Genomic DNA, 19,977 nt, shown 5'->3' on the forward strand with positions numbered 1-19,977 from the left:
GGCCCGCCGGCCGACATGTGGTCCCTCGGTGGCCTGCTCTACGCCGCCGTCGAGGGCGTCCCCCCGTACGACAAGGGCAACGCCCTCGCCACCCTCACGGCCGTGATGACCGAGCCCGTGGACCCGCTTCTCGTAGTGCGCGACCTCCTTGGCCACCTGCTGCTCGTCCCACCCCAGGACCGGAGCCATCAACTCGGCGCACTCCTGCGCCGACAGCGTCCCGCGGTCGAACGTCTCGATCGAGATCCGGGTCCGCCGCGTCAGCACGTCGTCCAGGTGCCGGGCCCCCTCGTGCGAGGCCGCGTACACCACCTCGGCGCGCAGATAGTCGTCCGCGTTGGCCAGCGGCTCGCCCAGCGAGGGGTCGGAGGCGACGAGTTCGAGCAGCTCCTCGGTCAGCGAGCCGTACCGGTTCAACAGGTGCTCCACCCGGGCCACATGAAGACCCGTCTGCGCGGCGATGCGGGCCCGGGAGTTCCACAGGGCCTTGTACCCCTCGGCGCCCACCAGCGGGATGTCCTCCGTGACGCACGCGGCCACCCGCTGGTCGAGGCCGTGCACGGCCTCGTCGACCGCGTCCTTGGCCATCACCCGGTACGTCGTGTACTTGCCGCCCGCCACGACCACCAGCCCCGGCACCGGATGGGCGACCGTGTGCTCGCGCGACAGCTTGCTCGTGGCGTCCGACTCCCCGGCCAGCAGGGGCCGCAGGCCCGCGTACACGCCCTCCACGTCGTCCCGGGAGAGCGGCACCGCCAGCACCGAGTTCACGTGCTCCAGCAGATAGTCGATGTCCGCGCTGGACGCCGCCGGGTGCGCCTTGTCCAGGTCCCAGTCGGTGTCGGTGGTGCCGACGATCCAGTGCCGGCCCCAGGGGATGACGAACAGGACGGACTTCTCCGTGCGCAGGATCAGCCCCGTGGTCGAGTGGATGCGGTCCTTCGGGACGACCAGGTGGATGCCCTTGGACGCGCGGACGTGGAACTGGCCGCGCTCCCCGATCAGCGCCTGGGTGTCGTCCGTCCACACGCCCGTCGCGTTGACCACCTGCTTGGCGCGGATCTCGTACTCCCCGCCGCCCTCCACGTCCTGCACGGTGGCGCCGACGACCCGCTCGCCCTCCCGCAGGAAGCCGACCACCCTCGCCCGGTTGGCGCAGTCCGCGCCGTAGGCCGCGGCGGTGCGCACCAACGTGGCCACGTAACGGGCGTCGTCCATCTGGGCGTCGTAGTACTGCAGGGCGCCCACCAGCGCGTCCTTGCGCAGGCACGGCGCCACCCGCAGGGCGCGCCCCCGGGTCAGGTGCCGGTGCAGGGGCAGGCCGCGACCGTGGCCGGAGGAGACCGACATGGCGTCGTACAGGGCGACGCCCGAGCCGGCGTAGAACCGCTCCCAGCCCTTGTGCTGCAACGGGTAGAGGAACGGCACCGGCTTGACCAGGTGCGGTGCGAGCCGCTCCAGCAGCAGGCCGCGCTCCTTGAGGGCCTCGCGCACCAGGGCGAAGTCGAGCATCTCCAGATAGCGCAGGCCGCCGTGGATGAGCTTGCTGGACCGGCTGGAGGTGCCCGAGGCCCAGTCCCGGGCCTCGACCAGGCCGGTGGACAGGCCTCGGGTCACCGCGTCCAGCGCGGTGCCGGCCCCCACCACCCCGGCTCCCACCACCAGCACGTCCAGCTCGCGCTCGGCCATCCGGGCGAGCGCCTCGGCGCGCTGCTCGGGCCCCAGTGTCGCTGTCCTCACGGCTGCCTCCCGTTGGTGCGGGCGAACCCGCTCACGTCCCCCTTGGTCACGATTCTGACGGGACGTCCCGACCTCGGCCACCGCCTGTGGACAACACAACGGTGGCCACCTGTCCACAATGCCGCAGATCGGTCATATATAAGCCTAGTCTGACATAGCGCCACCTCTTCGTCCGTGCAGCCGCTGCGCGGAACGCGCGCGTTCCACCCCGCCCGTTCGGGGCCCCAGCGACTCCAGGGACCCTCATGCCAGGGAAAGGGACGGCACCCATGCCCGCAGATCTCGCCGTCATCGGACTCGGCCATCTCGGCCTCCCACTCGCCCAGGCCGCCGTCGCCGCCGGCATCGAGACCGTCGGCTACGACAGCGGACCGGCCACCGACTCCAGCCTGACCGCCGCCGAGATCCGCCGCATGTCGGCGGCCGGCTTCCGGGTCACCACCAACCCCGCCGACCTCGGCCGGGTCCGTACCGCGGTCCTGTGCGCCCCGGTCCAGCTCGGACCCGACCGCGCCCTGGACCTGACCGCCGTCGGGGCGGCCGCCCGGGCGCTGGCCCCCCGGATGCGCCCGAACACCACCGTCATCCTGGAGTCGCCCGTCCATCCGGGTGTCACCGAGGACTACCTGCGTCCGCTGCTGGAGGAGGGCTCGGGGCTGCGCGCCGGTCGGGACTTCCACCTGGCCTACTCCCCCAGCCGCTTCGACCCGGGCAACCGCACGTACACCTTCGCCAACACCCCCAAGGTGATCGGCGGCCTCACCCCCGCCTGCACCGAGTCCGCCGCCGCCTTCTACGCCCGGCTGACCGAGAAGGTGGTCCGTGCCCGCGGCCTGCGCGAGGCGGAGACGGTCCAGCTCCTGGAGACGAATTACCGGCACGTCAACATCGCCCTGATGAACGAGATGGCGGTGCTCTGCCACGACCTCGGCGTGGACCTGTGGGACGTGGTCCGCTGCGCCGAGACCAAGCCGTACGGCTTCCAGGCCTTCCGCCCCGGCCCCGGGGTCGGCGGCCACGCCGTCCCCATCGACCCCAACTACCTCCCTCACACCACGCGCACCCCCGGTCACCCGCTGCGCATGGTGGGTCTGGCCCAGGAGATCAACGCCCGGATGCCGCAGTACGTCATCCAGCGCTGCGCCGCCCTGCTGAACGAGCATGGCAAGTCCGCCCGAGGCGCCCGGGTGCTGCTGCTCGGCGTCACCTACAAGCCCGACCTCGCCGACCAGGAGGGCTCACCGGCCCGCGAGATCGCCGGCCGGCTGCTCGACCTGGGCGCCCTGATCAGCTACCACGACCCGTACGTGGCGGGCTGGCGGGTGCGCGAGCAGCCCGTCCCGCGCGCCGAGTCCCTCTACGAGGCCGCCGCCGGCGCCGACCTCACCATCCTGCTCCAGCACCACCGCACCTACGACCTCCAGGGCCTGGCGGTCAAGGCCCAGCTCCTCCTGGACACCCGGGGCGCCAGCCCGGCCGGCGCGGCCCACCGGCTCTGAGAAAACCCTCCGCCGCCGACCGCGCGGGGCTGTTACTGTGCGGCGTCACTTATCTCGCACATACATCCCAGGGAACGTATGTGCGCAACAATCCCTGGGGGGGATTACTCCATGAGCCAGCAGTTCCAGCCGCCCGCGCCCGACGCCGCTCCCCCGGTCGGCTACCCGCCGGCCCCCGCCGCCCGGGGCAACGTCGGCCTCGGTATCGTGACCGCCTTCGTCGCCGCCCTGGTGGCGGCGGGCGCGTACGGCGGGATCATCGGCGGCACCGAGCACGAGATCGGCTACGCCGCCCTCGGCGTCGGCTTCCTCATCGGCTTCGCGGCGGCCAAGGCCGGCGGCGCCAACCCGGTCCTGCCGGTCGTCAGCGCGATCCTCTCCCTCGGCGCCGTCTACGGCGGCCAGCTCCTGGGCACGGCGATCATCGGCGCGAAGACCGCCCCGGTCGGCGTGGTCGAGCTGCTCACCGAGCACCTGGACCTGGTCCAGGAGGCCTGGCAGGCGGACCTGAGCCCGATCTCGTTCCTGTTCTTCGCGATCGGCGCCGTGGTCGCCTTCCAGACGGCCCGCAAGACCGCCGCCTGACCGGCGCCCGACCGACCGCCCGCGCACGCCGAAGGGCCGGCCCCGACGCTCGGGGCCGGCCCTTCGGGCTGTGGTGGTGGGGTCAGCGGCGGTGCTGGGAGTCGGCCACGGTGACCTCGACGCGCTGGAACTCCTTGAGCTCGCTGTAGCCGGTGGTGGCCATCGCGCGGCGCAGGGCGCCGAAGAGGTTCATCGAGCCGTCGGGGCTGTGGGACGGGCCGGTGAGGATCTCCTCGGTGGTGCCGACCGTGCCCAGGTCCACCTTCTTGCCGCGCGGCACGTCCTCGTGGACGGCCTCCATGCCCCAGTGGTGGCCCTTGCCGGGGGCGTCGGTGGCGCGGGCCAGCGGGGAGCCCATCATCACGGCGTCGGCGCCGCAGGCCACGGCCTTGGGCAGGTCGCCGGACCAGCCCACGCCGCCGTCGGCGATGACGTGGACGTACCGGCCGCCGGACTCGTCCATGTAGTCGCGGCGGGCCGCGGCCACGTCGGCGACGGCGGTGGCCATCGGGACCTGGATGCCCAGCACGTTGCGGGTGGTGTGGGCGGCGCCGCCGCCGAAGCCGACCAGGACACCGGCCGCGCCGGTGCGCATCAGGTGCAGGGCCGCGGTGTACGTGGCGCAGCCGCCGACGATGACCGGGACGTCGAGCTCGTAGATGAACTGCTTGAGGTTCAGCGGCTCGGCGGCGCCGGAGACGTGCTCGGCGGAGACGGTGGTGCCGCGGATGACGAAGATGTCGACGCCGGCGTCCACGACGGCCTTGGAGAACTGGGCGGTGCGCTGCGGGGAGAGCGCGGCGGCGGTGACCACGCCGGAGTCGCGGACCTCCTTGATGCGCTGCCCGATCAGGTCGGCCTGGATCGGGGCGGAGTAGATCTCCTGCAGGCGCCGGGTGGCGGCCTCCTCGGGGAGCTCCGCGATCTCGTCGAGCAGCGGCTGCGGGTCCTCGTAGCGGGTCCACAGGCCTTCGAGGTTCAGCACGCCGAGGCCGCCGAGCTCGCCGATGCGGATCGCCGTCTGCGGGGAGACCACCGAGTCCATGGGGGCGGCCAGGAAGGGGAGCTCGAAGCGGTAGGCGTCGATCTGCCAGGCGATCGAGACCTCCTTCGGGTCCCGGGTGCGCCGGCTCGGGACGATGGCGATGTCGTCGAACGCGTACGCCCTGCGGCCGCGCTTGCCGCGCCCGATCTCGATCTCAGTCACGTGTGGTGGCCTTTCCCTTTTGGCTACTGCCCGTCCAGTATCCCCGAAGGGCGGACGGCCGCGTTCCCGTGACCGCTGTACGGACGCACGGCGAAGGGGCGGGACCGCCGTGCGGTCCCGCCCCTCGGCGCCTGCGCGCTCAGCCCTTGCGGGAGCTCAGCCCTTGCGGGAGTAGTTCGGCGCCTCGACGGTCATCTGGATGTCGTGCGGGTGGCTCTCCTTGAGGCCCGCCGAGGTGATGCGGACGAAGCGGCCGCGGTCCTGGAGCTCCGGCACGGTCCGGCCGCCGACGTAGAACATCGACTGGCGCAGGCCGCCGACGAGCTGGTGGACCACCGCGGACAGCGGGCCGCGGTAGGGCACCTGGCCCTCGATGCCCTCGGGGATCAGCTTGTCGTCGCCGCCGACGCCCTCCTGGAAGTAGCGGTCCTTGGAGAACGACTTGCGGTCGCCGCGGGACTGCATGGCGCCCAGCGAGCCCATGCCGCGGTAGGACTTGAACTGCTTGCCGTTGATGAACAGCAGCTCGCCCGGGGACTCCTCGCAGCCGGCGAGCAGCGAGCCGAGCATGACGGTGTCCGCGCCGGCGACCAGCGCCTTGGCGATGTCGCCGGAGTACTGCAGGCCGCCGTCGCCGATGACCGGGACGCCCGCGGCCTTGGCGGCCAGCGAGGCCTCGTAGATGGCGGTGACCTGGGGGACGCCGATGCCGGCGACCACGCGGGTGGTGCAGATGGAGCCGGGGCCGACGCCCACCTTGATGCCGTCGACGCCCGAGTCGATCAGCGCCTGGGCGCCGTCGCGGGTGGCGACGTTGCCGCCGACGACGTCGACGGAGGAGTTCGACTTGATCTTGGCGACCATGTCGCCGACGAGCCGGGAGTGGCCGTGGGCGGTGTCGACCACGATGAAGTCGGCGCCGGCCTCGATGAGCGCCTGGGCGCGCTCGTAGGCGTCGCCGGCCACGCCGACCGCCGCGCCGACCAGCAGGCGGCCGTCCTTGTCCTTGGCGGCGTTCGGGTACTGCTCCGCCTTGACGAAGTCCTTGACGGTGATGAGGCCCTTGAGGATGCCCGCGTCGTCGACCAGCGGCAGCTTCTCGATCTTGTGGCGGCGCAGCAGCTCCATGGCGTCCACGCCGGAGATGCCGACCTTGCCGGTGACCAGCGGCATCGGGGTCATGACCTCGCGCACCTGGCGGCTGCGGTCCGACTCGAAGGCCATGTCGCGGTTGGTGACGATGCCGAGCAGCTTGCCGGCGGGATCGGTGACCGGGACGCCGGAGATGCGGAACTTGGCGCAGAGCTCGTCGGCCTCGCGGAGCGTGGCGTCCGGGTGGACCGTGATCGGGTCGGTGACCATGCCGGACTCGGAGCGCTTGACCAGGTCGACCTGGTTGGCCTGGTCGGCGATGGAGAGGTTGCGGTGCAGGACGCCGACGCCGCCCTGGCGGGCCATCGCGATGGCCATGCGCGCCTCGGTGACCTTGTCCATGGCCGCCGAGAGCAGCGGGATGTTGACCCGGACGTTCCTGGAGATGAGCGAGGAGGTGTCGATCTCGTCCGGCGCCATGTCGGACGCGCCCGGCAGGAGCAGGACGTCGTCGTAAGTCAGCCCGAGCGACGCGAATTTGTCGGGCACTCCGTCACCGTTGACAGTCATGACACCTTCCCAGATGGTCTTGCTCAGCGCGGATGTCCATGCTAACGGGATACCGAGGCGTCTCATTCCACGATCAAGATCGAGCGGAATTTTCGTCTGTTCCTACGAGTTTGCGCCGGTCACTGCTCGGCCAGCGCCCGCAGCCGGCTCAGCGCCCGGTGCTGCGCCACCCGGACCGCGCCCGGGGACATGCCCAGCATCTGGCCGGTCTCCTCGGCCGTCAGCCCGACGGCGACGCGCAGCACCAGCAGCTCGCGCTGCGTCTCCGGAAGGTTGGCCAGCAGCTTCTTGGCCCATTCGGCGTCGCTGCTGAGCAGCGCCCGCTCCTCCGGGCCCAGCGAGTCGTCCGGCCGCTCGGGCATCTCGTCCGAGGGCACGGCCGTGCTGCCGGGATGGCGCATCGCCGCCCGCTGGAGGTCGGCGACCTTGTGCGCGGCGATGGCGAAGACGAACGCCTCGAAGGGGCGGCCCGTGTCGCGGTAGCGGGGCAGGGCCATCAGGACGGCGACGCAGACCTCCTGCGCCAGGTCCTCCACGAAGTGGCGGGCGTCACCGGGCAGCCGCGAGAGCCGGGTGCGGCAGTACCGCAGGGCCAGCGGGTGCACGTGGGCGAGCAGGTCGTGGGTCGCCTGCTCGTCGCCCTCCACGGCGCGGCGGACCAGCCCGCCGACGGCGCCGGCAGAGCCGCCCTTGGCGGCGCCGGTCGGTCCTGTGGCCACAGGGGACCCCAGGGCCTCGTCGTCGCGCATCATTCCATGGTGCCTCGGCGCCGGAGGATTCGTGGCACCGCGGTCCGTGTTGTGCATCGAAGCGTTATGAGCGGGCGCGCCTGAGGTCATCGTCTGCGCCTTCCCCTCCCGCTCGGCCGGACAGTCCCGAGGACTCCACATCTGTCGAGGACTCCACATCTCCAAGAATGCGGCACACCTCAAGGATGCGGCATCGCGCACGAACCGACACGTCCCCCGAATCACACCCCGCCAATCCCCCCGTCACCCACCGGATGCGCCGGGCCGAGCCGGACCCGAGCGCACCACCAGCGGCGTGCCGCCCCGCCCGCCTACGGCGGACGGGAACGCGCGGTCGGCGCCCGCGGTCGGCGCCGGGCGGTCAGCGGTCGGCGGTCAGCGGACCAGGCCCCAGCGGAACCCGAGCGCCACGGCGTGCGCCCGGTCGGAGGCGCCGAGCTTCTTGAAGAGCCTGCGGGCGTGGGTCTTGACCGTGTCCTCGGAGAGGAAGAGCTCGCGCCCGATCTCCGCGTTGGACCGGCCGTGGCTCATGCCCTCCAGCACCTGGATCTCGCGCGCGGTGAGCGTGGGCGCGGCGCCCATCTCGGCCGAACGGAGCCGGCGCGGGGCCAGTCGCCAGGTCGGGTCGGCGAGCGCCTGGGTGACCGTGGCCCGCAGCTCGGCGCGTGACGCGTCCTTGTGCAGGTATCCCCGGGCGCCGGCGGCGACCGCGAGGGCCACCCCGTCCAGGTCCTCGGCGACCGTCAGCATGATGATGCGGGCGCCGGGGTCGGCGGAGAGGAGCCGGCGGACCGTCTCGACACCGCCGAGGCCGGGCATCCGGACGTCCATCAGGATGAGGTCGGAGCGGTCGGCACCCCAGCGGCGGAGTACTTCCTCGCCGTTGGCGGCCGTGGTCACGCGCTCGACGCCGGGCACGGTGGCCACCGCCCGGCGGAGCGCCTCTCGGGCAAGCGGGGAGTCGTCGCAGACGAGGACGGATGTCATGACCGCCCTCCGCAGCTGCTGATGCGCGTCACCTTGAGCCTCCAGGCTGGTACGTATCGTCACCTGTGCGGTCGATGCCCTCGGACACCTGTCCGGGAACCTCTTCGTTCAACCGCCTTCGCACTCTCAACGATGGTCACTCGAAAGAGTTACGGGTCGGACGGACACCTTCGGCACTCTACGTGAGGAGTCCGTCACGGCGCGGGCGCCACAAGTCGCGTGTCCTCCATCTGGAGCTATGCCCTATTTGGCGGCTTTCCTTCCGTTCGGCAGGTAACTGAGGCTAGATTCACAAGAGTCATATTTACGTCTGATCTGATCGTAGATATGGCTGCAGGGACCGTATCCGCCTCAGTACCGGCTGAACGAGGACTACGAGGACTACCCATGGCAGATTTCTCCCGCCTCCCCGGACCGAACGCCGACCTGTGGGACTGGCAGCTCCTGGCCGCCTGCCGCGGAGTCGACAGCTCCCTCTTCTTCCACCCGGAGGGCGAGCGGGGCGCGGCCCGGAGCGCGCGCGAGGCCTCGGCAAAAGAGGTCTGCATGCGATGCCCGGTGCGCGCGGAGTGCGCCGCGCACGCGCTCGCCGTCCGTGAGCCCTACGGGGTGTGGGGCGGCCTCACCGAGGACGAGCGCGAAGAACTGATGGGCCGCGCCCGGCACCGTCTCATCCCCGCCACCAGCGTCGGCGGGACCGAATGAAGTAACGATTCTGCGAAGAGCCGGCCCGGGCCGCCGCACTCCCCGGCCGTACGGCGGCGGCCCCGGCCACGACCGCACCGCGGCCCCCGCCCCCGCGGGGGTCAGCGGGCCGCGGCCCGCTCCAGCTGCGCGAGGGTCGCCGCCACCGCCGGGACCCGCGCCAGGTCGGGCAGGGTCAGCGCCACCACCTCGCGCTCCACGGCCGGCCGTACGGCGACGATGGCCACGCCCTTGGCCCGTACGGACTCCACCGCCAGCTCGGGCAGCACCGCCACGCCCAGTCCGGCGCCGACCAGCCCGACCACGGCCGGGTAGTCGTCGGTCGCGAAGTCGATGCGCGGGGTGAACCCGGCGCCCTCGCACACGTCGACCAGGTGCCGGCGACAGCGCGGGCAGCCGGCGATCCACGGCTCGTCGGCCAGCTCCGCCATGCCCAGCCGCTCGGCCCCGGCCAGCCGGTGCCCCTCGGGCACCAGGCCCACGAGCCGGTCGGTCAGCAGCGGCCGGACCACCAGGTCGGCCCACTCCCCGACCTCCCCGCCGGCCGGGGCCGCGGCGCCCGCCGACCCGGCCGCGCCCGCGTAGCGGAAGGCCAGCGCCACGTCGCAGTCGCCCTCGCGCAGCATCTCCACCGACCGCGGCGGCTCGGCCTCGACCAGCGAGACCCGGGTGCCGGGGTGCTCGGCGCGCATCGCGGCCAGCGCGGTCGGCACCAGCGTGGAGCTGCCGCTCGGGAACGACACCAGCCGGACCCGGCCGGCGCGCAGACCGGCGATGGCGGCGACCTCCTCCTCGGCGGCGGTCAGGCCCGCCAGGATCCCGGAGGCGTGCCGGACCAGCGCCTCGCCGGCCTGGGTCAGCCGCATCTCGCGGCCGGTACGGACCAGCAGCGGCGTGCCCGCGGACTGTTCCAGCGCCTTCATCTGCTGGGAGACGGCCGGCTGGGTGCAGCCCAGCTCGCGGGCGGCGGCGGAGAAGGATCCGGTGGCGGCCACGGCGCGCAGGACCCGGAGATGACGTGCCTCGATCACCCCTGAAGCATAAGCCCGGCTTTGACGCCCGCGCCAATAATGACGAGCCGCTTTGGGGGCCTGCGCAGTAGCGTCACCCCATGACCACCGCGAACCCCCTGGATCCGCCGGCGCCCGCACGCCTCCTCTCCGTCAACGCCGGCCGCGCCACCGCCGCCGCGTACACCGACGCCGAGGGCGGGGTGACGGGCATCGCCAAGCGGCCCGTGGCCGGCCCGGTCCGCATCTTCGCGCCGGGCCCCAAGGGGACCGGGGGGAGCGGGATCGAGGGGGACGCCGTCTGCGACGGGCGCCACCACGGGGGCGACCACCAGGCCGTCTACGCCTACGCCCGCGAGGACCTCGACCACTGGGAGCGGGAGCTGGGCCGGGAGCTGCCCGGCGGGATCTTCGGCGAGAACCTCACCACCTCCGGCCTCGACGTGAACGGCGCCCTGCTCGGCGAACGGTGGCGGATAGGCCCCCAGGTGGTGCTGGAGGTGGCCTCGGCCCGGATCCCCTGCCGGACCTTCCAGGGTCATCTGGACGAGAAGGGCTGGGTCCGGCGGTTCACGCAGGCCCACCTGCCGGGCGCGTACCTGCGGGTGGTGCGGGAGGGGTCCGTCTCCCCCGGTGACCCGATCGAGGTGGTGCACCGGCCCGACCACGACGTGACGGTGGCCCTGTGGTTCCGGGCCTTCACCACCGAGCGGTCCCTGCTGCCGCGCACCCTGGCGGCCGGTGACGCCATGGAGCCGGAGGCGCACGAGAAGGTGCACACGTGGCTGGCCAAGCACGGTGACGTACGGAACTGACGCCGGGGGCGACTAGGTTGCGCACATGACGACTGCGCTGATCACAGGTTCCACGGCGGGCATCGGCGCCGCCTTCGCCCGCCGCCTGGCCGCCCAGAAGCACAACCTGGTGCTGGTGGCCCGCGACACCAAGCGGCTGCGGGAGCAGGCCACCGAGCTGCACGACCGGCACGGCATCGAGGCCGAGGTGCTCACCGCGGACCTCTCCACGGAGGAGGGCATCGCGGCGGTGGAGCGGCGGCTGTCGGACCGCACCCACCCGGTGGACCTGCTGGTCAACAACGCGGGCTTCGGCAACAAGGGCCGCTACCTGGAGGTTCCGATGGCCGACGAGCTGACCATGCTCAAGGTGCACATCGAGGCCGTGCTGCGGCTGACCTCGGCGGCCACGGAGTCGATGCGCTCGCGCGGGCGGGGCGCGGTGGTGAACGTCGCCTCGGTGGCCGCGTTCGTCCCGCGCGGCACGTACGGGGCGAGCAAGGCCTGGGTCGTGCAGTTCACCCAGGGCGCGGCGCGGGACCTGGCGGACTCCGGGGTGCGGCTGATGGCGCTGTGCCCGGGCTTCGTCCGTACGGAGTTCCACCAGCGGGCGGGCATGGGCACGGACAACATCCCCAACTGGATGTGGCTGGACGCCGACAAGCTGGTCACCGAGGCCCTGGCCGATCTGGCGCGCGGCCGGACGGTGTCGATCCCGGACCCGCGGTACAAGGCGCTGATGGGTCTGGTGAAGCTGACCCCGCGAGGGCTGCTGGGCGGGGTGAGCTCGCGGACCGGGCGGAAGTACGGGCCCCAGTAAACCAACCGAACGGGTGAAATCTCCCTAAACTGGACATGTCCCATCCAGCCGGGGAGACACCATGACATTCGTACAGATAATCGATTACAAGACACGTCGGGCCGACGACCTGAACAAGCTGCTGGACCGGTACGTGGAGATGAGCCAGGGCAAGCGCACCGTCACCCACAGCGTCATGGGCAAGGACCGCGAGACCGAGGACCACTACGTGGAAATGGTGGAATTCCCCTCGTACGAGGAAGCCATGAGGAACTCTCAGCTCCCGGAGACGGACAAGATGTTCCAGGAGATGGTGGCCCTGTGCGAGGGGATGCCCACGTTCACCAACCTCGACGTGGTGCGGGACGAGAGCCTCAACACCTTGCTCGTGAACCGGATGTTCGACGAGGTCCTCATCCAGGGGAAGCTGGAGACGATCGACGAGCTCTTCGCGGCCGACTACGTCGATCACGACGTGATGAAGGGTCAGGAGGCCGCGCGCGGGCGCCGGGTCATGCACGAGGACGCCAAGAGCTGGCGCGACGCCTTCGCCTTCTCCTTCAAGACCGACGCGCAGCTCGCCCAGGGCGACTACGTCACGACGGTGTGGACCTGGACCGGCCGGCACCAGGGCGAGTTCATGGGCGTGGAGCCCACCGGCAAGACCTGCACCATGAACGGCACCACCACCTTCCGGTGCCACGACGGCCAGATCGCCGAAGGCTGGTGGCACTTCGACGCCATGTCGCTGATGCGGCAGCTCGGCGTCCTGGAGTGAACAGCTGAGCCGATCAGCAGATCGGCAACGGGAAGGCCCCCGTCGCACCGGGTGCGACGGGGGCCTTCTCAGGCACCGGCCTTCAGCGGCCGTGGCGCCTCAGTGGCTGTGGCCGTGACCGTGGCCGTGGCCCGCGGCGGCCTCTTCCTCTTCCTTCTTCTCGACGACCAGGGTCTCGGTCGTGAGCAGCAGGGAGGCGATGGAGGCGGCGTTCTCCAGGGCGGAACGGGTGACCTTCACCGGGTCGATGACGCCGGCCTTGACCAGGTCGCCGTACTCGCCGGTGGCGGCGTTGAAGCCCTGGCCCTTGTCGAGCTCGGAGACCTTGGAGGTGATGACGTAGCCCTCCAGGCCGGCGTTCTCGGCGATCCAGCGCAGCGGCTCGACGGCGGCCTTGCGGACGACCGCGACACCGGTGGCCTCGTCGCCGTCCTTGCCGAGGTTGTCGGCGAGGACCTTGGAGGCGTGCACCAGGGCGGAGCCACCACCGGAGACGATGCCCTCCTCGACCGCGGCGCGGGTCGCGGAGATGGCGTCCTCCAGACGGTGCTTCTTCTCCTTCAGCTCCACCTCGGTGGCGGCGCCGACCTTGATCACGCACACGCCGCCGGCCAGCTTCGCGAGGCGCTCCTGGAGCTTCTCGCGGTCCCAGTCGGAGTCCGTGGCCTCGATCTCGGCCTTGATCTGGTTGACACGGCCCAGCACGTCGTCGCTGGAGCCGGCGCCGTCGACGATGGTGGTGTCGTCCTTGGTGACGGTCACGCGGCGGGCGGAGCCCAGCACGTCCAGACCGGCCTGGTCGAGCTTGAGGCCGACCTCCTCGGCGATGACGGTGGCACCGGTGAGGGTGGCCATGTCCTGGAGCATCGCCTTGCGGCGGTCACCGAAGCCGGGCGCCTTGACGGCGACGGCGTTGAAGGTGCCACGGATCTTGTTCACGACCAGGGTCGACAGGGCCTCGCCCTCGACGTCCTCGGCGATGATCAGCAGCGGCTTGGAGCCACCGGCCTGGATGACCTTCTCCAGCAGCGGCAGGAGGTCCTGGATGGCGGAGATCTTGCCCTGGTGGATCAGGATGTAGGGGTCCTCGAGGACGGCCTCCATCCGCTCCTGGTCGGTGACGAAGTACGGCGAGAGGTAGCCCTTGTCGAAGGCCATGCCCTCGGTGAACTCCAGCTCCAGGCCGAAGGTGTTGGACTCCTCGACGGTGATGACACCGTCCTTGCCGACCTTGTCCATCGCCTCGGCGATCAGCTCGCCGACCTGCTGGTCCTGCGCGGAGAGCGCGGCCACGGCGGCGATGTCGGCCTTGTCGTCGATCGGACGGGCGGTGGCGAGCAGGTCCTCGGAGACCGCCTTGACCGCGGCGTCGATGCCCTTCTTCAGGGCGGCCGGGGAGGCGCCGGCGGCGACGTTGCGCAGGCCCTCGCGGACCAGCGCCTGGGCCAGGACCGTGGCGGTGGTGGTGCCGTCACCCGCGATGTCGTTGGTCTTGGTCGCCACCTCCTTCACGAGCTGGGCGCCCAGGTTCTCGTACGGGTCCTCCAGCTCGACCTCACGGGCGATGGTGACACCGTCGTTGGTGATGGTGGGCGCGCCGAACTTCTTGTCGATGACGACGTTGCGGCCCTTGGGGCCGATGGTCACCTTGACGGTGTCGGCCAGCTTGTTGACGCCGCGCTCGAGGGCGCGACGGGCGTCCTCGTCGAACTTCAGAATCTTCGCCATGGGAGCGGTTCAGCCCTCTCGTTGCGATCCCCGGCCGCTCGCCGCGACCGCCTCTGGAAAAACGAACTACGCCCCTCGCCGCCCGGCATCAGCAGGGGTGACCAGGGGCGTAGCTCAAGACAAAACTGGAGAAGTGAATTACTTCTCGACGATCGCGAGGACGTCGCGGGCCGAGAGGACGAGGTACTCCTCGCCGCTGTACTTCACCTCGGTGCCGCCGTACTTGCTGTACAGCACGATGTCGCCGACGTTCACGTCGAGCGGCAGACGCTGGCCGTCCTCGAAGCGGCCCGGGCCCACGGCGAGGACGACGCCCTCCTGGGGCTTCTCCTTCGCGGTGTCCGGGATGACCAGGCCAGAGGCCGTGGTCTGCTCGGCGTCGAGCGGCTGGACCACGATGCGGTCCTCGAGCGGCTTGATGGCAACCTTGGAGCTGGCGGTCGTCACGATCCGACCTCCCCCTTCGGAGATCTCACGGGGTTAACTGTCTGAGGTGGCGACCAGGTGGATCCGTCGTCGCGGGTGCCGGACCTGCCCGTCGCTGTGTTGGCACTCACCAGGGGCGAGTGCCAGGCCCGAGACTATTCCGGCGATTAGCACTCGGTCAAGCGGAGTGCCAAACGGCTCCGTCCGATTCCCAGCGGGTGTCAGGCGAACGGGGGTCTCCTCGGCCATCTGTCCGGTCGCCGGAGGGCCGCCCGTGGCCTGCCCGTGGCCCGGCCGGCGGGCAACTACGGGCGATATGTGAGGCTTGACCGGTGCGGATTCTGGTGGTCGAGGACGAAACGGGACTGGCCGAGTCCCTGCGGCGCGGGCTGGGCGCCGAGGGGCACTGGGTCGAGCTCGCGCACGACGGGCACCGCGGGCTGGAGCTGGCCCTCAGCGGCGGCCCGTACGACGTGGTGCTGCTGGATTGGATGCTGCCGGGGCTGAGCGGGCACGAGATCTGCACCCGGATGCGCGCCCACGGCGACACCACCCCGGTGCTGATGCTGACCGCCAAGGACGGTGAGCACGACGAGGCCGAGGGCCTGGACGCGGGCGCCGACGACTACCTCACCAAGCCGTTCTCCTTCGTGGTGCTCGGCGCCCGGCTGCGCGCCCTCGCCCGGCGCGGCGGCGCCCCCGCCGGGCCGGTCACCCTCCAGGCCGGTGACCTCGTGCTGGACCCGGCCGGGCGGCGCTGCCGCCGCGGTGAGCAGGACATCGAGCTGACCGCCCGCGAGATCGGCGTCCTGGCCTGTCTGCTGGAGCGGCCCGGCCTGGCCGTCGCCAAGCAGGACATCCTCGACGAGGTCTGGGACTCCCCGCAGGGCATCGACCCCAACATCGTCGAGGTCTACGTCTCCTCGCTGCGCCGGAAGATCGACGCCCCCTTCGGCCGCCGCTCCATCCTGACCGTCCACGGCACCGGCTACCGCATGGCCCCCGACGGTGGCTAGGCCCGGTCCGCGCCGCCGGCCCGAGCACGAGCCCCGGCCCGGGCACGAGCCCCGGCCCGGGCACGAGCCCCGGCCCGGGCCGCGGCCCCGCCGCCGGCCGGCGCTGAGCCTGCGCGGGCGGGCCGCGGTCGCCGGGGCGCTGGCCATGGCGGCCGTGCTCGCCGGCGGCGGACTGTGGCTGCACGCCCTGCTGCGCGCCAACCTGCTGGACACCACCACCGGCCGCACCGAGCTCGCCGCCCGCAAGGTGGCCGCCCAGGTCGACGGCCGGTCCCTGCCGGCCGACGGGGACCTGCCCGCGCCCGAGAACGGGGTCGACCTGGTCCTCGTACGGGACTCCCACGGGCGGACGGTGGCCGCGAGCGGCGACGCCGCCGGGCTGCCCGGGCCCGACGCGCTGCGGCCCGGCCCGGGCAACGACGCGCGGGCCACCGTGCTGCCGCCCGCGCGGCCGGGCGGGGAGCGCCGGGTGCTGGTGGTCGTGACCGCGCACGGCGCGCCCGAGGCCGACGACCCGCACCTCGTCTACGCGATGACGGTGCTCGGCGACGTGGACGACGCGACCCGGGCCATCGCGGTCGGCCTGCTGGCCGGGGCCCCGCCGCTGATCGCGTTCGCCGCGGTGCTCGCCTGGTGGGTGACCGGCCACGCGCTGCGGCCCGTCACCGCGATCCGCACCGAGCTGGCCGCGGTCACCGCCAGCGCGCTCGACCGGCGGGTCCCCGACCCCGGCGGGGCGGACGAGATCGCCGAGCTCGCCCGGACCGTGAACGCCACGCTCGACCGGCTGGCCGCGGCCGACGCGCGGCAGCGGCAGTTCACCGCCGACGCCTCGCACGAGCTGCGCAATCCGCTGGCCGCCGTACGGTCCCGGCTGGAGGTGGCCCTGGCCGACCCCGACCGGGAGTCGGTCGCCGCCGCGCTCGCCGACACCGAGCGGCTCCAGCGGATCGCGGCCGATCTGCTGCTCCTGGCCCGGCTGGACGGCCCGGCCGCACCGCCGCGCCACGAGCCGGTGGACCTGGCCCTGCTGGCCGCGGAGGACCTGGCCCGGCGCGCGGCCCCGCGGGTGCGGCTACGGCTGGACGCCCCGGCCCCGGTCCCGGCCGCGGGCGACCCGGAGCGGCTGGAGCGGGCGCTGGCCAACCTGGTCGACAACGCCCTGCGGCACGCCCGTACCGAGGTCGTGGTCCGGGCGTACGCGGCCCCGACGGAGGGGGCCGGGGGCGGCGGCGCGGCGGCCGTGCTGGAGGTGACCGACGACGGGCCGGGCATCGCCGAGGCCGACCGGGAGCGGGTGTTCGAGCGGTTCGTGCGGCTGGACGCCGACCGGGGCCGGGCCGGCGGCGGCACAGGGCTCGGCCTGTCCATCGCCCGGGAGATCGCCCGGTCCCACGGCGGCGACCTGACGGCCGCCCGCGGCCCGGCGGGCGGCGCCCGCCTGACCCTGCACCTGCAGGCACGCCCGGGCCCGGGCCCCCGGAGCTGAAGGCGCCTTCAGGATCCTCAGGTCTCCTTCAGCCGGGCCGCCGCAGCATCGACTGCCATGAGCGGGCAGCGGAGGAAGAGCACCGAGCGGGCCGCCGCGTACGGCCCGGCCACGACGTACGGCGCCGACGGGCCGGTCCCGCGGCCGGGCGGCACGGGGCGCCCCGGCCGGCGCAGGCGGCGCCGGACCGGCCGGGTGCTGCTGGCCGCGGCCTGCGCGCTGACCGTGCTGGCGGGCGGCACCGCCTGGTACCTGTACGACGACCTGGTCGGCACGATCGGCAGCTCCAAGGCCCTCCAGGGCGCGGAGAAGTCGAAGGGCGGGGACCTCAACATCCTGCTCATGGGCCTGGACAGCCGGCGCGACCGGAACGGCGAGCCACTGCCGCAGGACGTGCTGGACAAGCTCCACGCGGGCAGCTCGGACATCGGCGGCTACAACACCAACACCCTGATCCTGCTGCACGTGCCCGCCGACGGCAGCCGGGCCAAGGCCTTCTCGGTGCCGCGCGACGACTTCGTCGAGCTCAAGGGCGTGCCCGGGTTCACCGGCAAGGACAAGATCAAGAAGGCGTACGGGCTGGCCAAGGCGAAGCGGGAGGAGGAGCTCTCCGCGCAGGGGGTCAAGGACCGGCGGCGGCTGGAGCAGGAGGGCCGGGAGGCCGGCCGCAAGGCGGAGATCGAGACGGTCCGCAGCTTCCTGGGCGTGCCGGTCGACCACTTCGCCGAGGTGAACCTGGCCGGTTTCTACCACCTGGCCGACGCGCTGGGCGGCGTACCGGTGTGCCTGAAGCAGCCGGTCAAGGACAAGTGGTCGGGGGCGGACTTCCCGGCCGGGCGGCAGACCCTGAACGGGCAGCAGTCGCTGGCCTTCGTCCGCCAGCGGCACGGGCTGGACATGGGCGACCTGGACCGGACCAAGCGCCAGCAGGCGTTCCTGGCGGGGGCGACGTACAAGCTGAACCAGGCCGGGACCTTCACCGATCCGGTGAAGCTGATGCGGTTGCTGGACACGGCGAAACAGGACGTGGTGACGGACGAGGGCTGGGACCTGTTGTCGTTCGTCCAGCAGGCGAAGAACCTGTCGGGGGGCCGGGTGGAGTTCACGACCCTTCCCGTGGAGCGGTTCGGAAGGAACCATGGGGAGGACATCAACGTCGTAGATGATATGAAGATAAAGCGCCTCATTGCCGAGCAGATCGGGCAGAAGACGGCTCCGACCCCGGAAGCACCGGGCGCCGCATCCTCCCCGGCCCCCGCGAACCCCTCGGCCCCTGCGTCCTCACCGTCCTCCCAGGCCCCTGCCGAGCAGCGGAACAACGGCACCGCCCTCGACGGCGGCGGCGTCCCGTGCGTGGACTGAGGCCGCTGACGGCGGCGGGTGCCCGCCGCCGGACCGAGGCGCTGCTGCTGCTGTTCGTCGTCGCGATCACCGTGTTCGGGCACGCCAGCGCGGGCCTGGCCATGAACGGCGTGCTGCCCGAGAACCTGGCCGGCTTCGCCGTCAGCATGACCCTGCTGGCCCTGGTGGGCCACCTCGGCGTGCGGCGCTTCGCCGCGTACGCCGACCCGCTGGTGCTGCCGCTGGCGATGCTGCTGACCGGGATGGGGCTCGTCCTGCTGCACCGACTGGACCAGGGGTACCTCGACCGGTACGGCTCCGCGCCGGTCGCCCCCGGGCAGCTCGTGTGGTCGGTCGTCGGGGTCGGGGTGTGCCTGGGGGTGGTGGCCCTGCTGCGCGACCACCGGTATTTGCAGCGCTTCATCTACCTCACGATGGCCGTCGCGCTGGTGCTGCTGATCGCGCCGGCCTTCTTCGGTGCCGACACCTACGGCGCGAAGCGGTGGATCATCATCGGCGGGATGTCCCTCCAGCCGGGCGAGTTCGTGAAGATCATGATCGCGGTGTTCTTCGCGGGCTACCTCGTGGTCCACCGGGACACGCTGGCGCTGGCCGGGCGCAAGTTCCTGGGCATGCGGCTGCCCCCGATGCGGCAGCTCGGTCCGATCATCACGGTATGGATCGTCTCGCTGCTGGTGCTCGTCTTCGAACGGGACCTGGGCACCTCGCTGCTGTTCTTCGGCGTGTTCGTGGTCATGCTCTACGTGGCGACCGAGCGGACCAGCTGGATCCTGACGGGCCTGCTGATGGCCGGGGTCGGCGCGTTCGTCGTCGGTTCGACCGAGCCGCACGTGAAGAACCGCGTGCAGGCCTGGCTGAACCCGATGGCCATCTTCCTGCCGGAGGCCCAGCGGCCGCCGGGCCTGACCTCGGACCAGTCGGCCCAGGCGCTGTTCAGCCTCGGCACGGGCGGCATCACGGGGACCGGGCTGGGGCAGGGCTCGCCCGAGATGATCAAGTTCGCCGGGCGCAGCGACTTCATCCTGACCTCGGTCGGCGAGGAGCTCGGGCTGGCCGGGCTGATGGCGGTGCTGCTGCTGTACGGCCTGCTGGTCCAGCGCGGCCTGCGGATGGCCTTGGGGGCCCGCGACCCGTTCGGCAAGCTGCTGGCGGTGGGGCTCTCCGCGGGGCTGGCGCTCCAGGTGTTCATCGTCGCCGGCGGGGTGACGGGCCTGATCCCGCTGACGGGCAAGGCGATCCCGTTCCTGGCGAGCGGCGGCTCGTCCCTGCTGGCCAACTGGATCATGATCGCCCTGCTGCTGCGCATCAGCGACAGCGCCGAACGCAGCCGGGAGGCGGACGCCCGCGCCCCGGACCCCACCCCGCCACCGGCCGCCCTGGCGGCCTGAGCGGGGCGGCGGGGCCGGGCGGCGCGGCCGGGCGGCGGAAGGGAGCGGGGGCC

General features: G+C 72.3%; 18 protein-coding genes. 10 read left to right on the top strand and 8 right to left on the bottom strand.

Annotation, left to right across the window (positions count from 1 at the left end):
• A partial coding sequence (locus EF918_RS18670; RefSeq protein WP_260610346.1) for a glycerol-3-phosphate dehydrogenase/oxidase occupies positions 1 to 1,740 on the bottom strand: 1,740 nt, incomplete at its 3' end.
• A 269-nt stretch (positions 1,741 to 2,009) separates the two neighbouring features.
• On the opposite strand from EF918_RS18670, the gene EF918_RS18675 reads away from it, so the two are divergent.
• Together EF918_RS18675 and EF918_RS18680 are read left to right on the top strand one after the other, a co-directional pair.
• Entirely contained in the window at positions 2,010 to 3,239 is a 1,230-nt protein-coding gene (locus EF918_RS18675; RefSeq protein WP_125647438.1) for a nucleotide sugar dehydrogenase, read from the top strand.
• Between the two features lie 111 nt (positions 3,240 to 3,350).
• Positions 3,351 to 3,824, top strand: a complete 474-nt coding sequence (locus EF918_RS18680; protein ID WP_185921811.1) for a hypothetical protein — start codon at positions 3,351 to 3,353, stop codon at positions 3,822 to 3,824.
• A gap of 82 nt (positions 3,825 to 3,906) precedes the next feature.
• Here the strand turns inward: EF918_RS18680 and EF918_RS18685 are convergent, their stop codons facing one another.
• From EF918_RS18685 to EF918_RS18700, 4 genes are all read right to left on the bottom strand, one after another.
• The gene (locus tag EF918_RS18685; RefSeq protein ID WP_125647441.1) at positions 3,907 to 5,031 is read right to left on the bottom strand and encodes a GuaB3 family IMP dehydrogenase-related protein; all 1,125 of its coding nucleotides are present in this window, start codon (positions 5,029 to 5,031) and stop codon (positions 3,907 to 3,909) included.
• Between the two features lie 156 nt (positions 5,032 to 5,187).
• A complete protein-coding gene (gene guaB, locus EF918_RS18690) occupies positions 5,188 to 6,693 on the bottom strand; it encodes an IMP dehydrogenase (protein ID WP_125647444.1) in 1,506 nt (501 codons plus the stop codon).
• Positions 6,694 to 6,812: 119 nt separating this feature from the next.
• A complete protein-coding gene (locus tag EF918_RS18695; RefSeq protein WP_125647447.1) occupies positions 6,813 to 7,442 on the bottom strand; it encodes a sigma-70 family RNA polymerase sigma factor in 630 nt (209 codons plus the stop codon).
• Between the two features lie 375 nt (positions 7,443 to 7,817).
• A complete protein-coding gene (locus tag EF918_RS18700; protein WP_003948568.1) occupies positions 7,818 to 8,429 on the bottom strand; it encodes a response regulator transcription factor in 612 nt (203 codons plus the stop codon).
• A 387-nt stretch (positions 8,430 to 8,816) separates the two neighbouring features.
• On the opposite strand from EF918_RS18700, the gene EF918_RS18705 reads away from it, so the two are divergent.
• A complete protein-coding gene (locus EF918_RS18705; RefSeq protein WP_125647450.1) occupies positions 8,817 to 9,134 on the top strand; it encodes a WhiB family transcriptional regulator in 318 nt (105 codons plus the stop codon).
• A 101-nt stretch (positions 9,135 to 9,235) separates the two neighbouring features.
• On the opposite strand, the gene EF918_RS18710 is transcribed toward EF918_RS18705, so the two are convergent.
• On the bottom strand, positions 9,236 to 10,165 hold the full coding sequence (locus EF918_RS18710; protein ID WP_125647453.1) for a LysR family transcriptional regulator: 930 nt from the start codon (positions 10,163 to 10,165) through the stop codon (positions 9,236 to 9,238).
• An 80-nt stretch (positions 10,166 to 10,245) separates the two neighbouring features.
• Here EF918_RS18710 and EF918_RS18715 point away from each other — a divergent pair, with 80 nt between their 5' ends.
• From EF918_RS18715 to EF918_RS18725, 3 genes are all read left to right on the top strand, one after another.
• Positions 10,246 to 10,959: an MOSC domain-containing protein gene (locus tag EF918_RS18715; protein WP_125647456.1), complete on the top strand. Its 714-nt coding sequence runs from the start codon at positions 10,246 to 10,248 to the stop codon at positions 10,957 to 10,959.
• A 25-nt stretch (positions 10,960 to 10,984) separates the two neighbouring features.
• Positions 10,985 to 11,758: an SDR family oxidoreductase gene (locus EF918_RS18720; protein ID WP_125647459.1), complete on the top strand. Its 774-nt coding sequence runs from the start codon at positions 10,985 to 10,987 to the stop codon at positions 11,756 to 11,758.
• Between the two features lie 61 nt (positions 11,759 to 11,819).
• The gene (locus tag EF918_RS18725) at positions 11,820 to 12,515 is read left to right on the top strand and encodes an ester cyclase (RefSeq protein WP_125647462.1); all 696 of its coding nucleotides are present in this window, start codon (positions 11,820 to 11,822) and stop codon (positions 12,513 to 12,515) included.
• A gap of 99 nt (positions 12,516 to 12,614) precedes the next feature.
• Here EF918_RS18725 and groL read toward each other — a convergent pair whose 3' ends face one another.
• Both groL and groES read right to left on the bottom strand, forming a co-directional pair.
• Positions 12,615 to 14,243, bottom strand: coding sequence for a chaperonin GroEL (groL, locus tag EF918_RS18730; RefSeq protein ID WP_125647465.1), 1,629 nt, complete (start codon positions 14,241 to 14,243; stop codon positions 12,615 to 12,617).
• Between the two features lie 138 nt (positions 14,244 to 14,381).
• The gene (gene groES / locus EF918_RS18735) at positions 14,382 to 14,690 is read right to left on the bottom strand and encodes a co-chaperone GroES (RefSeq protein ID WP_007265952.1); all 309 of its coding nucleotides are present in this window, start codon (positions 14,688 to 14,690) and stop codon (positions 14,382 to 14,384) included.
• Positions 14,691 to 15,001: 311 nt separating this feature from the next.
• Between groES and EF918_RS18740 the strand changes: the two genes are divergently transcribed.
• From EF918_RS18740 to EF918_RS18755, 4 genes are read left to right on the top strand one after another with little or no spacing between them, the layout of a single operon-like run.
• Positions 15,002 to 15,685 carry a response regulator transcription factor gene (locus EF918_RS18740; RefSeq protein ID WP_125647468.1) on the top strand — a complete coding sequence of 228 codons (684 nt, stop codon included), beginning with the start codon at positions 15,002 to 15,004 and terminating at the stop codon, positions 15,683 to 15,685.
• Entirely contained in the window at positions 15,678 to 17,174 is a 1,497-nt protein-coding gene (locus EF918_RS18745; RefSeq protein WP_260610348.1) for a HAMP domain-containing sensor histidine kinase, read from the top strand. The genes EF918_RS18740 and EF918_RS18745 overlap by 8 nt, the downstream gene beginning before the upstream one ends.
• Positions 17,175 to 17,231: 57 nt before the next feature.
• Positions 17,232 to 18,536 (top strand): LCP family protein, encoded by a 1,305-nt coding sequence (locus EF918_RS18750; protein ID WP_125647471.1) that lies wholly within the window; start codon positions 17,232 to 17,234, stop codon positions 18,534 to 18,536.
• Positions 18,524 to 19,924: an FtsW/RodA/SpoVE family cell cycle protein gene (locus EF918_RS18755; RefSeq protein WP_125647474.1), complete on the top strand. Its 1,401-nt coding sequence runs from the start codon at positions 18,524 to 18,526 to the stop codon at positions 19,922 to 19,924. Before EF918_RS18750 ends, EF918_RS18755 begins: the two co-directional genes overlap by 13 nt.
• Positions 19,925 to 19,977 lie beyond the last annotated feature (53 nt).

The organism is Streptomyces sp. WAC06614, from assembly GCF_003949795.1.
GTDB lineage: Bacteria > Actinomycetota > Actinomycetes > Streptomycetales > Streptomycetaceae > Streptomyces.